Annotated in this window: 12 protein-coding genes and 2 pseudogenes; 10 read left to right on the top strand and 4 right to left on the bottom strand. The window is 71.3% G+C overall.

Translation table 11 applies throughout. The features are described 5' to 3' along the window. Positions 1 to 268: 268 nt before the first annotated feature. The 3 genes from hpf (at position 269) to BKA00_RS22540 (ending at position 3,259) form a co-directional block, all read left to right on the top strand. The gene (gene hpf, locus BKA00_RS22550; RefSeq protein WP_185028020.1) at positions 269 to 940 is read left to right on the top strand and encodes a ribosome hibernation-promoting factor, HPF/YfiA family; all 672 of its coding nucleotides are present in this window, start codon (positions 269 to 271) and stop codon (positions 938 to 940) included. A 372-nt stretch (positions 941 to 1,312) separates the two neighbouring features. Continuing rightward, complete coding sequence (locus BKA00_RS22545) at positions 1,313 to 1,963, top strand: response regulator (protein WP_268248207.1); 651 nt, start codon at positions 1,313 to 1,315, stop codon at positions 1,961 to 1,963. 54 nt (positions 1,964 to 2,017) lie between these two features. Then, on the top strand, positions 2,018 to 3,259 hold the full coding sequence (locus BKA00_RS22540) for a winged helix-turn-helix domain-containing protein (RefSeq protein ID WP_230298674.1): 1,242 nt from the start codon (positions 2,018 to 2,020) through the stop codon (positions 3,257 to 3,259). Positions 3,260 to 3,732: 473 nt separating this feature from the next. Here the strand turns inward: BKA00_RS22540 and BKA00_RS22535 are convergent, their stop codons facing one another. Continuing rightward, positions 3,733 to 4,071 (bottom strand): HGxxPAAW family protein, encoded by a 339-nt coding sequence (locus tag BKA00_RS22535; protein ID WP_185028017.1) that lies wholly within the window; start codon positions 4,069 to 4,071, stop codon positions 3,733 to 3,735. A 182-nt stretch (positions 4,072 to 4,253) separates the two neighbouring features. On the opposite strand from BKA00_RS22535, the pseudogene secA reads away from it, so the two are divergent. Together secA and BKA00_RS40870 are read left to right on the top strand one after the other, a co-directional pair. Beyond that, positions 4,254 to 6,792, top strand: a pseudogene (gene secA, locus BKA00_RS22530) (preprotein translocase subunit SecA); the annotation flags it as partial. A gap of 71 nt (positions 6,793 to 6,863) precedes the next feature. Beyond that, the gene (locus BKA00_RS40870) at positions 6,864 to 7,121 is read left to right on the top strand and encodes an SEC-C metal-binding domain-containing protein (protein ID WP_420829718.1); all 258 of its coding nucleotides are present in this window, start codon (positions 6,864 to 6,866) and stop codon (positions 7,119 to 7,121) included. Between the two features lie 89 nt (positions 7,122 to 7,210). Here the strand turns inward: BKA00_RS40870 and BKA00_RS22525 are convergent, their stop codons facing one another. The 3 genes from BKA00_RS22525 to BKA00_RS22515 form a co-directional block, all read right to left on the bottom strand. Further along, on the bottom strand, positions 7,211 to 7,681 hold the full coding sequence (locus tag BKA00_RS22525) for an Rv3235 family protein (RefSeq protein WP_185028013.1): 471 nt from the start codon (positions 7,679 to 7,681) through the stop codon (positions 7,211 to 7,213). A 175-nt stretch (positions 7,682 to 7,856) separates the two neighbouring features. Then, positions 7,857 to 9,227, bottom strand: coding sequence for a PTS transporter subunit EIIC (locus tag BKA00_RS22520; RefSeq protein ID WP_185028011.1), 1,371 nt, complete (start codon positions 9,225 to 9,227; stop codon positions 7,857 to 7,859). A 23-nt stretch (positions 9,228 to 9,250) separates the two neighbouring features. Next, complete coding sequence (locus BKA00_RS22515; protein ID WP_141581197.1) at positions 9,251 to 9,991, bottom strand: GntR family transcriptional regulator; 741 nt, start codon at positions 9,989 to 9,991, stop codon at positions 9,251 to 9,253. Between the two features lie 454 nt (positions 9,992 to 10,445). Between BKA00_RS22515 and nagA the strand changes: the two genes are divergently transcribed. From nagA to BKA00_RS22490, 5 genes and pseudogenes are all read left to right on the top strand, one after another. Next, a complete protein-coding gene (nagA, locus tag BKA00_RS22510) occupies positions 10,446 to 11,606 on the top strand; it encodes an N-acetylglucosamine-6-phosphate deacetylase (protein ID WP_185028009.1) in 1,161 nt (386 codons plus the stop codon). After that, complete coding sequence (locus BKA00_RS22505) at positions 11,603 to 12,643, top strand: SIS domain-containing protein (RefSeq protein ID WP_230298673.1); 1,041 nt, start codon at positions 11,603 to 11,605, stop codon at positions 12,641 to 12,643. The genes nagA and BKA00_RS22505 overlap by 4 nt, the downstream gene beginning before the upstream one ends. A gap of 27 nt (positions 12,644 to 12,670) precedes the next feature. After that, positions 12,671 to 12,907 (top strand): annotated as a pseudogene (locus tag BKA00_RS22500) (PTS sugar transporter subunit IIB); the annotation flags it as partial. 35 nt (positions 12,908 to 12,942) lie between these two features. Continuing rightward, the gene (locus BKA00_RS22495; protein WP_185028005.1) at positions 12,943 to 13,392 is read left to right on the top strand and encodes a PTS sugar transporter subunit IIA; all 450 of its coding nucleotides are present in this window, start codon (positions 12,943 to 12,945) and stop codon (positions 13,390 to 13,392) included. Positions 13,393 to 13,396: 4 nt separating this feature from the next. Then, positions 13,397 to 14,074, top strand: coding sequence for an HAD family hydrolase (locus BKA00_RS22490; RefSeq protein ID WP_185028003.1), 678 nt, complete (start codon positions 13,397 to 13,399; stop codon positions 14,072 to 14,074). Positions 14,075 to 14,076 lie beyond the last annotated feature (2 nt).

Below are 14,076 nucleotides of genomic sequence, written 5' to 3'. Positions count from 1 at the left end.
GGCGAAACGGCCCACGTAAGGCGACTTCTCGTCGACCGATCACGGTGCGCCTTAGAGGTAAGTCCTGCCCCGTCGTGGGATCCGACATCCCCCGTAACGGGAGAAGGGCAGTAGTGGCGAAAGCGCCGCGAGCCCCTCAGCAGGCGGATGTGGGGACGAAGACCAGGTCGGCCGGGCGGGTGCGACCCACCGTCCTTTGGTACCCGTCCGGGGCTGTCAGGGGCCCCGGAGCGGGCAGGAAACGCAACCGGGAGAAGGGGGGTCCCACGTGAACATCACCGTCAGGGGCCGGCACACCGACGTCAACGACAGGTTCCGTCGGCACGTCGACAACAAACTCGCCAAGATCGAGCGGCTCGACCAGAAGGTCATCCGCGTGGACGTGGAGGTCTCGGAGGAACGCAACCCGCGCCTCGCCGACCAGCGCGAACGGGTGGAGCTCACGATCCGCTCCCGCGGTCCGGTGATCCGGGCCGAGGCCGCCGCCGACGACCGCTACGGAGCCCTCGACCTGGCGCTGGACAAGCTGGAGTCGCGCCTCCGCCGCGACTCCGAGCGGCGCAAGGGCCACGGCGGGAAGAACCACGGCGGCAAGGGCCGCGCCAAGCTCGCCACGATGGAGACGCTCCCCGAGGCGCTCCCCGCCGTCGCGCCCGAGCCCTCCGAAGCGGCCGCACCGCCCGTGGAGGCGGAGGCCGAGACCGTGGCGGTCGCGGAGGAGGAGAACCTCGTCCCCATCCCCATGGACGGCGACGGCCCCCTGGTCGTCCGCGAGAAGTTCCACCAGGCCGAGGCGATGGGCATCGAGCAGGCGCTCTTCGAGATGGAGCTCGTCGGCCACGACTTCTTCCTGTACCGCGACAAGTCCACCGGGCACCCCTCGGTCGTCTACCGGAGGCGAGGCTGGGATTACGGAGTCATCAGGCTCGTCGAAGAGTGATGCGGTACTCGCGTCACGTCACCGCCCGAACCATGTCATGATCTGAAAAGGCGTTTCAGCCGACCGCGACGCGGCGCGTCCCGGGAACCTCCCGGGGCGCGCGGCGGTTAACCGGGAGACACCCCGGTCTGAAATCCCCCGGGTTCGTCCCCGGACCCCGTAGGTTCCCGAGGACGACCCGTAGGAGAACGACCCTCCGGCAGTTCCATATCGCTGAATAGTGAAGGGGGGAAGCGGCGTCTCCTTCACGCCGCGACTCTGGTGAGCGAGAATCCCGAGCCTCGCGACGCCGCGGCGGTACCCCGTCAGGCCGGCACCGCCCCCGCCGGCCGGAAGGCGGCAGCGCCGTCCGGAGCGGCTGACCCCATCCGCGTGCTCATCGTCGACGACCACGCGCTCTTCCGCCGCGGCCTGGAGATGGTCCTCCAGGGCGAGGACGACATCGAGGTCATCGGCGAGGGCGGCGACGGCCAGCAGGCCGTGGAGATGGCCGGCGACCTGCTGCCGGACGTCGTCCTCATGGACATCCGGATGCCGCGCCGCAGCGGCATCGAGGCGTGCACCGCGATCAAGGAGGCCGCGCCCAGCGCGAAGATCGTCATGCTGACCATCAGCGACGAGGAGGAGGACCTCTTCGAGGCGATCAAGGCCGGGGCCAGCGGCTACCTGCTCAAGGAGATCTCGATCGACGAGGTCCCGCAGGCCGTCCGCGCCGTGCACGGCGGCCAGTCGCTGATAAGCCCCTCGATGGCGTCCAAGCTCATCACCGAGTTCGCCTCGCTGGCCAAGCGCAGCGAGGAGCGCACCCAGCAGGTCCCCGCGCCCCGCCTCACCGAGCGCGAGATGGAGGTGCTGCGGCTCGTCGCGCGCGGCCTGGGCAACCGGGAGATCGCGCGTGAGCTGTTCATCTCCGAGAACACGGTGAAGAACCACGTGCGCAACATCCTGGAGAAACTCCAGCTCCACTCCCGCATGGAGGCCGTCGTCTACGCCGTCCGCGAGAAGCTCCTGGAGATCACCTGAGTCGGCGCGACCGGCATTCCGGCTTTGTCGGTGTCGTGTCGTAGCATCACCGGCGTGGTGGAACTCAGCGCGGACGAGGCACGGCGGCTCCAGCTGCGCGCCCAGGGCTTCCTGGGGGCGCGCCCGAAGGGGGGCGTGCCGGCGATGCTGGAACGGCTCGGCGCCGTCCAGCTCGACACGATCTCGGTGCTGGCCCGGTCCCACGAGCTGGTGCCCTACGCCCGCCTCGGGCCGGTCGGGCGCGACAGGATCGAGGCCGCCTACTGGGGCGGGCGGCGGGCCGCCGGATCCGGGGCACGCCGCTCCACGAAGCCCGCGCCACCCGCGAGCGGTTCGGCCGGCGGCACCTTCGAGTACTGGGCGCACGCCGCGTCCATCCTTCCCATGGCCGACTGGCCGCTGTTCGCGTTCCGGCGCCGCGCCTACCTGCGCCGCGGCTGGCGCTGGCACAAGGTCCCCGAAGGCGTCTGCGACGAGATCCGCGCCCGGCTCGCCGCGGGCGGCCCCCTCACCACCAAGGAGCTCGGCGGCGCCAAGGCGAGCGCCGACTGGTGGGACTGGAGCGACCACAAGATCGGCATCGAGTGGCTGCTGGACATCGGCGAGGTCGTCTGCGTCGAGCGGGTCGGCTGGCGCCGCGTGTACGACCTCGCCGAGCGGGCCGTCCCCGGTGAGCTCCTCGCGCGGGACCTTGACGACGACGCCTGCCTGACCGCCCTCGTCGCCCGCGCCGGACGGGCCCTCGGCGTGGCCACCCGCGGCGACCTCGCCGACTACTACCGGATCAAGCAGGACCAGGTCGACCGCGTGGTGGAGGCCGCCGGCCTGGTCCCCGTCGAGGTCGCCGGCTGGACCCAGCGCGCCTGGGCCGACCCCGGCGCGCTGGCCTCACCGCCCAAGGGCAGGCACGCCACCGCGCTGCTCTCGCCCTTCGACTCCCTCGTATGGGACCGGGCCCGCGCCTCACGCGTCTTCGGCTTCGACCACCGCCTGGAGGCGTACGTCCCGAAGGCCAAGCGAGTCCACGGCTACTTCGCGATGCCGCTCCTGGCCGGCGGGCGCCTCATCGGACGCGTCGACCCCGCGAGGGAGGGCCGCACGCTCATCGCCCGCCAGGTGTCCATGGAGCCCTGGGCGACCCGCACCGCCGCCCGCACGGAATCATCGGCGACGGCCCTGGCCACCGCCCTGTGGCGCGCCGCGACGTGGGTCGGCTGCGACGACGTCCGCATAGAGCGGACCGCCCTGCCCCCCGCCCTCCTGAAAACCGCCCTGACCGCCACATCCCCCTCCTGAACCCCCGCCCGACTCGCCGACGGCTGCAGGCCGAGGAAGCCACCCCGGCCTCCACAGCCGTAACCAGGACCGGCCCACCCTCTGGAAGCGCGTAAGTCCTGCTCAGAGGCTCTCCGGCAGCGCCGCGCAGCCCCGGGGGAACCGGGGAAGGGAGCCGCCCCTGCCTCCCGCAGCCGCCTTCTGAGGCTCGCCTGGGGGCAAGCCTTGTTGAAGGGTGGGTGCGGGTACGGCGGAGGCGGAGGGGGCCGGAAGGCGCCTCGGTTTCAGCGACTGTCGCCTGGGCTGCGGCCGTCCTCTGGGGTGGGGCTGCACTGCTCGGGAGCGGTGGTGGTGGGTGCTTGCTTGGGGATCGGTTGGAAGGGTTAGGGCCCTGTTTCGGGGGTGGGAGGCAGGAAGCCGCCCGCCGGGGGCGGGCGCTCGCTGGGGCGAGGGCGGCCGGGCCGGGGGCGGCTTTCGGGGGCCTTGGCGGGAGGTCAGCCGTGGGGGGCCTGCTGGGTGTCGGTGGCCACGGGGGTGTCCAGGACCTCGCCGGCCTTGCCGCCGCGCCGCTTGTCGGATTGGGTTCCGAACAGCGAGTAGTCGACGATCTCGGGGATGACGCGGGGCGCGTCCACGACCACGTCGGAGAACAGGTGGACGACCCAGCTGACGAGCAGGCCGAGCACGACGATGCCGCCGCCGGCCCAGAACATGACCCACATGGGGCCCAGGCACAGCCCGACGCCGCCTACCACGAAACCGGCGAAGATGACGGCGACGGCGATCCACGAACTCGGCCGTCCGGCGTGCGAACCGTGCGACTCTTCCGACATTGCGGCTCCCTCCTGAGGTGTGTGACATCTTCTCCGAGGCCCCGAAAGTCAAACGGGGCGCTCTGCGGATTGCGCTCCGGAGTGACCTAGACCATTCTGGGTCTCGCCTACGATGGGCATCGTACGTGTGGTGTGCGCGCCGCCTGGAGCGGTGACCCACGATCTGCAAGGAGCCTTCGAGAGTGCCGCCAGTCATCGACAAGATCCTTCGTGCGGGCGAGGGAAAAACTCTGCGCAAGCTCAAGAAGCTCGCGGATCAGGTCAACTCGATCGAGGAGGACTTCCTCGAGATGAGCGACGCCGAGTTGCGCGAGCTGACCGACAAGTACCGGGAGCGCATCGCCGACGGCGAGACCCTGGACGAGCTGCTGCCGGAGGCGTTCGCGACCGCACGCGAAGCCGCCAAGCGCGTGCTCGGCCAGCGCCACTACGACGTCCAGGTGATGGGCGGCGCGGCGCTGCACCTCGGCAACATCGCCGAGATGAAGACGGGTGAGGGCAAGACCCTGACCTGCGTGCTCCCCGCCTACCTCAACGCCCTGTCGGGCGAGGGCGTCCACGTGGTCACGGTGAACGACTACCTGGCCAAGCGCGACGCCGAGTGGATGGGCCGCGTCCACCAGTTCCTCGGCCTCGAGGTCGGCGTCATCCTCCCGCAGATGACCCCGGACGAGCGCCGGGCGGCCTACAACGCCGACATCACCTACGGGACGAACAACGAGTTCGGGTTCGACTACCTGCGCGACAACATGGCGTGGAGCCTGGAGGAGTGCGTCCAGCGCGGCCACAACTACGCGATCGTGGACGAGGTCGACTCGATCCTCATCGACGAGGCCCGCACCCCGCTGATCATCTCCGGTCCGGCCGAGCAGAACTCCAAGTGGTACTCGGAGTTCGCCAAGATCGTCCCGCGGCTGAAGCGCGCCGAGCTGGTCAGCACGGCCGGGCAGGTCGACGAGTACGGGCCCGGCGACTACGAGGTCAACGAGAAGAAGCGCACGGTCGGCGTCACCGAGTCCGGCGTGGAGAAGGTCGAGGACTGGCTCGGCATCGACAACCTCTACGACTCGGTGAACACGCCGCTGGTGAGCTTCCTCAACAACGCCCTGAAGGCCAAGGAGCTCTACAAGCGCGACAAGGACTACGTCGTCATGAACGGCGAGGTCCTGATCGTGGACGAGTTCACCGGCCGCATCCTCCACGGCCGCCGCTACAACGAGGGCATGCACCAGGCCATCGAGGCCAAGGAGGGCGTGGCGATCAAGGACGAGAACCAGACGCTCGCCACGATCACCCTGCAGAACTACTTCCGCCTCTACAACAAGCTGTCCGGCATGACCGGCACCGCCGACACCGAGGCGGCGGAGTTCAACAAGACCTACAAGATCGGCGTGGTGCCGATCCCGACGAACAAGCCGATGATCCGCCAGGACGTCGCGGACGTCGTCTACAAGACCGAGCAGGCCAAGTTCGAGGCCGTGGTGGACGACATCGCCGAGCGGCACGAGAAGGGCCAGCCGGTCCTGGTCGGCACGACGTCGGTGGAGAAGTCCGAGCGGCTGAGCAAGATGCTCAAGCGGCGCGGCATCCCGCACGCGGTGCTGAACGCCAAGCACCACGAGCAGGAGTCGGCGATCGTCGCGGAGGCGGGCCGCAAGGGCGGCGTCACCGTCGCGACGAACATGGCGGGCCGCGGCACCGACATCATGCTCGGCGGCAACCCCGACTTCCGCGCCGACCTGGCGCTGCACCAGCGCGGGCTGTCGCCGCTGGAGACGCCCGAGGAGTACGAGGCCGCCTGGCCCGAGGCGCTGGAGAAGGCCAAGGAGGACGTCAAGGGCGAGCACGAGGAGGTCGTCGACGCCGGCGGCCTGTACGTCCTGGCGACCGAGCGGCACGAGTCGCGGCGCATCGACAACCAGCTGCGCGGACGGTCCGGCCGGCAGGGCGACCCGGGCGAGTCCCGGTTCTACCTCTCGCTCGAGGACGACCTGATGCGGCTGTTCAACTCGGCCCGCGTCGAGGCCATCATGACGCGGCTGAGCATCCCGGACGACATGCCGATCGAGTCCAAGATCGTGTCCAACGCGATCAGGTCGGCGCAGAGCCAGGTCGAGCAGCAGAACTTCGAGATGCGCAAGAACGTCTTGAAGTACGACGAGGTGCTGAACCGGCAGCGCAAGGTCATCTACGCCGAGCGCCGCAAGGTGCTGGAGGGCGAGGACCTGCGCGACCAGGTCCGCCGGATGATCGACGAGGTCGTCGCCGGCTACGTCGCGGGCGCCACCGGCGAGGGCTTCGCCGAGGAGTGGGACCTCGACAAGCTGTGGAAGGCCTTCAAGCAGCTCTACCCGATCTCGATCACGGTGGACGAGCTGGTCGAGGACCTCGGCGGCGACATCTCCGGCCTGGACGCCGAGACCCTCGCCGAGAAGATCCGCGAGGACGCTCTCGGGGCCTACGAGAAGCGCGAGGAGGAGCTCGGCGCGGAGGTCATGCGCGAGCTGGAGCGCCGCGTCGTGCTGTCGGTGCTGGACCGCAAGTGGCGCGAGCACCTCTACGAGATGGACTACCTCCAGGAGGGCATCGGCCTGCGGGCCATGGCGCAGCGCGACCCGCTGGTGGAGTACCAGCGCGAGGGCTACGACATGTTCAACGCGATGCTCGACGGCATCAAGGAGGAGTCGGTCGGCTACCTCTTCAACCTCGAGGTCGAGGTGGAGGATCAGCCGGAGACGCCGGTCGTGGGCGCCGAGCCGGTGTCGGTCGCCAAGTCCGCCCCCGCGGTGGACATGGAGAAGGCCGACGAGGCGGAGGTCGAGGAGGCCGAGGAGGCCGTCTCGATCAAGGCGAAGGGCCTCGACGAGCCGAGCCGTCCGAAGAAGCTGGAGTACTCGGCCCCGACCGTCGACGGTGAGGGCGGCGTCGAGCGCCACAGCGAGGAGACCGCGGACGAGTACGCGGGCGTCAACCGCAACGACCCGTGCCCCTGCGGTTCCGGCAAGAAGTTCAAGCGCTGCCACGGCGACCCGCGCAGCAAGGCCAAGTAGGCCGCCGGAGAGCACGAGCAGGACGCGCGGAAGCGGCCCCCCGAAGCCTCGGGAGGCCGCTTCCGCATGTCAGGGCCCGTTCCCGCAGGTCAGGGCGCCGTCGTCTCCAGCGCCGTGCAGCGCCACCGTCCCCGCGCGTGCTCCAGCCGCAGGGCCAGCGCGTGGACGCGTCCCGCCACGACGACCAGGGCGACCGCCTCGGCGACGTCGGGCGCCGGCCGCTGCGAGCGCGTCGACAGCACCTTCGGCGGGACGACCCGTGCGCCGCGCGCCCGCGGGCCGAGCTGGGCGACGATCTCCCGGCAGACCGCCGGGACGGCCACGAGCGACAGCTGGTGCGGCGGCCGCGTCCCCGCGAGGACGTCCACGGCGAGCCGCACCGCCGCGTCCGCGACGGCCTGGACCTCCGCGTCCTCCCCGTCCGCGGGACGGACGAGCCGCAGCCCCGGCCCCCGCGGCGCGGGCCCCGCCGAGGGCCGCAACGCCAGTGCTCCGTGCACGGCCGGGGTCGGGCGGTACCTGACGAACCGAACGGCCCGGGTTCTGACCGGACGCACCATGAAACCTCCTGAATCGCTTTTTGAACCAGGAGTCACGAAGCTTGTGGAAAATACGTCCTGACCGCATACGGCCGCTCCCGTAACGGGAATGTGAAAAGGCGGCGGGACGCGAGTGCGTCCCGCCGCCTTCGGGAGCGAGTCCCGGGGTGCGGGGGCCCGGGACTCGGAGGAGGGCTCAGCCCGCCGCGGAGTTCTGCGGCTCGGCGGTGCCCTTGCGGTTCCTCTTCTTCTTCCCGCCGCCCGCGAGCTCGGGGTCGGCCCCCGCGTCGACGGCCGTCGACTCCTCGTCCTCGGGCTCGCGGCCGGGGGTCGCGAAGTTGAACTTCGTGATCAGGAACTTGAAGATGAAGTAGTACAGGAAGAAGTACAGGACGCCCATGCCGAGGATGAGCCACAGGCCCTTGGTGTTGTCCTTCGAGGCGTTGAGCAGCAGGTCGATGCCGCCCGCGGAGAAGCCGAAGCCGAGCTGGGCCCCGGCCGCCTCCAGCACCGCCATCGAGATGCCGGTGAGGACGACGTGCACCCCGTACAGGACGGGCGCGACGAACATGAAGGCGAACTCGATCGGCTCGGTGACGCCGGTGACGAACGCGGTGAGCGCGGCGGAGATCATGATGCCGCCGACCGCCGGGCGGCGGTGCGGGGGAGCGGCGCGCCAGATGGCCAGGGCGGCGCCGGGCAGGCCGAACATCAGGACGGGGAAGAACCCGGCGAGGAAGCCGCCCGCGTGCGGGTCGCCGGCCAGGTACCGGTTGATCTCGCCGTGCACGGTGCCGTCCGGGCCGTTGTAGGAGCCGAAGACGAACCAGATCAGCGAGTTCGGGATGTGGTGCAGGCCGAACGGCAGCAGCAGGCGGTTGATGACGCCGTAGATGCCGGCGCCGGCGGCGCCCGCGCCGGTGATCCAGTTGCCGAAGTCGGTCAGCCAGCTGCCGAACACCGGCCAGATGAAGCCGATCAGGACGCCGAGCACCAGGGCGGCGAGCGCCGTGACGATCGGGACGAACCGCCGGCCGCCGAAGAACGCCAGGTAGGTGGGCAGCTTCACCCGGTAGAAGCGCTGGTAGAGCAGTGCGGCGACGACGCCGATGAGGATGCCGCCGAGGACGTCGGTGGGGTTCTTGGCCCCGAAGTCGATGACCTCCTTGGGCGCCCCGTCCACCATCTTGGTGATCAGTACGTTGCCCTTGAGCTCGTCGCTGTGCGAGAACATGATCTTGGATACCTGGTCGAAGACCAGGTATCCGACCACGGCGGCGAGCGCGGTGGATCCGTCGGACTTGCGGGCGAACCCGATCGCCACGCCGACCGCGAACAGCAGCGGCAGGAAGCTGAACAGGGCCTGGCCCGCGCCGCCGACGACCTCGGCGACGCGGTTCCAGCCGAGGCCGTCCGCGCCGAGCATGTCGGGCTGGCCGAACCGGAGCAGCAGCGCGGCGGCGGGCAGCACGGCGATCGGCAGCATCAGGCTGCGGCCGATCCGCTGCAGTACCGCGAGGGCGCTCGACCCTCGGCGCGGCGCGGAGTCCACTGTTGTCGCAGTCATCGCGAGGTTCCTCCTCAGGGGTTTCAGGAGTGCGGCGGGGGATTTCCGAGGGCCGTGTGGATCTGGTAGCGGTCCGCCCTGTAGGTCGACACGCCCAGCTCGGCGCACACTCCTCCGGTGTAGGAGCGCCGTTGCAGGAGCAGCACGGCACTGCCCCGGGCGATCTGCAGGTGCCTGGCGTCGGCGGCGTCGGCCAGGCTGGCGTCGATGGTCTGGTCGCCCGCGTCGAAGACGAGCCCGTAGACCGCTTCGAGGACGCCGTACAGGGAGCGGTCGGCGAGCCTGCGATCGAGCAGGTCGGGTGCGAGCGAGGCCAGGATATGCGCGCGTTCGAGTGCCATGGGTTCCCCGTCGGCGGTGCGCAGCCGCTCGATGACGTGGATCTGCGTGCCCGGCTCGACGTCGAAGATGCGGGCGAGGCGCGCGTCTGCCGGGACCGTGCGCCGGTCCAGGTCGACGGCGCCGGGCCGCAGTCCGCGGGCCAGCATGTCCTCGGTGAACGAGACGAGCCGCAGCGGCATCTCGATCTTGGGCCGGGCGACGAAGGTGCCCTTGCCGGGGACGCGGTAGAGCCGCCCCTCGGACACCAGCTGGTCGACGCCCTGCCGGACGGTCATGCGGGACAGCCGGTACCGGACGCACAGCTCGCGCTCCGAGGGGATCGGGGCGTCGACGGGCAGTTCCGCGCTCTCGATGAGGTCGAGAAGGATGGCGCGGAGCTGGAAGTACTTCGGTACGGGGCTGTGCGGGTCGATGGTCGTCACGGGGGTTTCCTCGATGGCCGGTGGCCGGATCGATGGGATTCGCCGGGTTTCGACGGATGGGTGGGCTGGTCGGTCGTTCGACGGTATTCGATTTGGTTCGTACTGGTCTAGGCCGGACTAGACCACAGCACCGAAAGGCATGTCAATGCACGAATTCGTAACGGCCCGATCACGCACCGGCGACGCCAAGATCGACAAATGCGCAGGTCGGGCCCGGGTGCCGGACGGCGCCTCCGGTTCGCGGCGCGCCTTCATGACCATTTCCGGCTCCCCTTCCCGCGTTCCGGCGGCCGGAACTCCCGCGGCGGCCCGGGTCCCGGACGAAGTTCCGCCCCGCGTCTTCATCTCCCTCCGATTCGTGGAGTATGGTGCGTACTGGTCTAGTCCGGACTAGACCAGTTGGTATCCGGAGGAACCCAACCGCGAACCATCGCGTCACAGAGAGCGCGCCCCCATGGCATCACTGCTGATCACGGCCGAACAGATGATCCTCACCCCGGCGGCCGGCCCCCACCGCGTCGTGTCCCCGGGATACGTCCGCGTGGCGGACGGAGTGGTCATCGAGGCCGGAGAAGGGCGCCCGGAGGGCGCGCCGGACGTCCACCTGCCCGACGGCCTCCTCGCGCCCGGCCTCGTCGACCTCCAGGTGAACGGGTACTTCGGGCACGACATGGTGGACGCCGACGAGGCCGCCTGGCACACCGTCGTGTCCCGCCTGCCCGAGACGGGCGTGACCGCGTTCCTCCCCACCTTCATCACCGCCCCGGTGCGCACGCAGGCCGACGCGCTCCTGCGCACCCGCGACCTGCTGCCGGGTCTGCCGCCCGGCACCCGCGTCCTCGGCGTCCACCTCGAAGGCCCGTTCCTGTCCGAGAAGCGCAAGGGCGCGCACAACGCCGCGCACCTCACCGACCCCGCACCCGCCGACATCGCGACGCTGCTGGAGACGGGCCTGGTCAAGCTCGTCACCCTCGCGCCCGAGCGGGACGGCGCCCTGGAGGCGATCCGCGCCCTGACCGCGGCCGGCGTGCTGGTCAGCGTCGGGCACAGCGACGCCACGGCCGCGCAGGTCGCCGCCGCGGCCGACGCCGGCGCCCGCAAGGTCACCCACATCTTCAACGCGCAGACCGGCGTCCACCACCGCGACCCGGGCGTGGCCGTGCAGGCGCTCATCGACGAGCGGCTGAGCCCCGGCCTCATCCTCGACCTGCACCACGTCGGCCCCGAGGTGGCGACGCTGGTGCTGCGGGCCGCGGCGGGACGGGTCGTGCTCGTCACCGACGCGGCCTCGGCCGCCGGGATGCCGCCCGGCACCTACGACCTCGGCGGCGAGCCCATCACCATGCCCGAGCAGGGCCCGCCGCTGCGCGCCGACGGCACCATCGCCGGATCCGGCCTCCGGCTGGACGAGGCGGTCGGCAACGCGATCGCGCTCGGCGTCGACCCGGCCGCCGCGGTCGACGCCGCGACCCGGATCCCGGCCGACCTCGTCGGCCGGCCCGACCTCGGCCGGATCGCACCCGGCGCCGCGGCCGACCTGGTCTGGCTGGGGCCGGACCACCGGGCGCTTGCGACATGGATCAACGGGCAGGAAGTCTTCGGAGGGGGATCATGACCAGTCAGATGCGCGCCGAGATCGGTGAGCAGCCGGACGCGCTGCGCCGGACGATCGACGCGCTCCTCCCGCGCACGCCCGACATCGGGGCGCTGGCGCGGGAGACGCGGCAGGTGCTGTTCATCGCGCGCGGGTCGTCCGACAACGCCGCCGTGTACGGGCGCTACCTCGTGGAGGCGCACGCCGGGCGGCTGGCGACGCTCGCCGCGCCGTCCATCGCGACCGCCTACCGGCGCCGCCTGGACCTGTCCGGCGTGCTGGCCGTGGCGATCAGCCAGTCCGGCAAGACCGAGGAGATCGTCGAGACCCTCGACTGGGCGCGCGACTGCGGCGCCCGGACGGTCGCGGTCACCAACGGCGCCGGGTCGCCGCTCGCCGAGGCCGCCGAGGTCGCGCTGGTCACGCGGGCGGGCGCCGAGATCGCCGTGCCGGCCACCAAGACCTACACGACGCAGCTCGCCGCGCTGTCGGTGCTCGGCCTCGGGCTCGGCGCCGCGGTCGCCGAGGACGACCTGCGCCGCGTCCCCGACGAGGTCGCCCGGATGATCGCGCTGACGGAGGACTCGCCCGCGCTGCCGGAGATCGTCGAGGACCTGGCGAAGGTCCCGGGTACGGTGGTCTCCGGACGCGGTATCGCGTTCGGGACCGCGCTGGAGCTGGCGCTGAAGATCAAGGAGGCGTGCTACCTGCACGCCATGGGGTTGTCCTACGCCGACCTGCTGCACGGCCCGATCGCCGTCGTCGACGCGCAGACCCCCGCGCTGCTGGTCGCCGCCGACTCCGGGCCGACGCTGCCCGGCACCGTCGCGCTGGCCCGCCGGGTGCGGGGCGCCGGGGCGCACGCGTTCGGCGTGGGCGGCGGCCCGGAGCTGGCGGAGGCGTGCTCGGCCGCGCTGCCCGGTCCCGCCCTCCCCGAGTGGGTGGCTCCGCTGGGCCTCATCGTCCCCGGCCAGATCATGGTCGAGAACCTGGCCCGCCGGCTCGGGATCGACCCCGACGTCCCGCGCGGCCTCAACAAGGTCACCCAGACCGACTGAGCGACCGGACCCCGAGAAGAGAGAACGAGCATGGACAAGGCCGAGGCCATCATCGCCGCCCTGGGCGGGGCCGAGAACATCGTGGAGATCGAGCCGTGCGCGACCCGGCTGCGCACCGAGGTCTCCGACGCCGGAAAGGTCGACGAGCCGGCGCTCAAGAAGGCGGGCGCGTACGGCGTCATGCGCAGCGGCACCGTCGTGCAGGTCGTCGTGGGGCCGGACGCCGACACCATCGCCAGCGACATCGAGGACATCCTCGACTGACACCACCTCCTCGACCGACCAAGGGAACCCCTCTGATGACCCGAGTACTGTCCCCGGTCGCCGGCCGGGTCGTCGGCCTCGCCGGCGTCCCGGACCCGGTGTTCGCCCAGGCCATGGTCGGCCCGGGCACGGCCGTCGACCCGCAGCGCGGTCCCGGCCACGCCCTCGCGCCCGTCACCGGGAAGATCGTCAAGCTGCACCCGCACGCCTACGTCGTGGTGGACGCCGAGGGCCACGGGGTCCTGGTCCACCTCGGCATCGACACCGTCAAGCTGAAGGGGCAGGGGTTCGAGCTCCTGGCCGCCGAGGGCGACGAGGTCGCCGCCGGGCAGCCGCTCGTGGGCTGGGACCCCGCGGTGATCGAGGCGGGCGGCCGCTCGCCCATCTGCGCGGTCGTCGCGCTGGACGCGGGCGCCGACGCCCTGTCGGACGTGCGCGAGTCGGGCGAGGTGGAGAAGGGGACCGAGCTGTTCACATGGAGCTGAGCACATGGCGGTGATCGGTCTCGGCGCGGCGGTCTTCGATCTCGACGGCACCCTCATCGACACCGAGCCGCGCAACCGCGTGATGTGGTCGCGCCTGTTCGACGCCCACCGCGTCCCCTACGACGAGGCGCTGATCGGCTCGTTCGCGGGGCGGCGGGGGCTCGAGGCGCTGGCCGACCACGCGCACCTGTTCCCCGGCCGGACGGTCGAGGAGCTGTTCGAGCAGGCGGTCTCCTACGAGTCGCTGCCGGGGATGCCGGACGTGGCGCCCGTCCCCGGCGCGGTCGACCTCGTCCGGTCGCTGGCGGACGCGGGCGTGCCGCTGGCAGTGGTGACGTCGGGCCAGCGGCCCTACGCCGAGCGGCTGCTGGACATGCTGGGCGTCCGCGGCCTGCTCGACCTCGTGGTGACCGCCGGGGACGTCGTCACCGGCAAGCCGCACCCGGAGGGGTACCTGGCCGCCGCGCGCGACCTGGACGTCCCGCCGCAGGAGGCGGTCGGGTTCGAGGACGCCCCGGCGGGGGTCGCGGCCGTCAAGGCCGCGGGAATGACATGCGTCGGCGTCGTCACCACGCAGCCGGTGGGCGCGCTGGCCAGGGCCGACCATCTGGTGGCCGATTTCATGGAAGTGGACGTCGTGCCGGGCCCCGCGCTGCGGGTGCACCGGACGGTAACGAGCTGATT

The organism is Actinomadura coerulea, from assembly GCF_014208105.1.
GTDB lineage: Bacteria > Actinomycetota > Actinomycetes > Streptosporangiales > Streptosporangiaceae > Spirillospora > Spirillospora coerulea.
The sequence above is the reverse complement of the archived record's forward strand: the minus strand, read 5'-3'. Positions and strand labels throughout refer to the sequence as shown.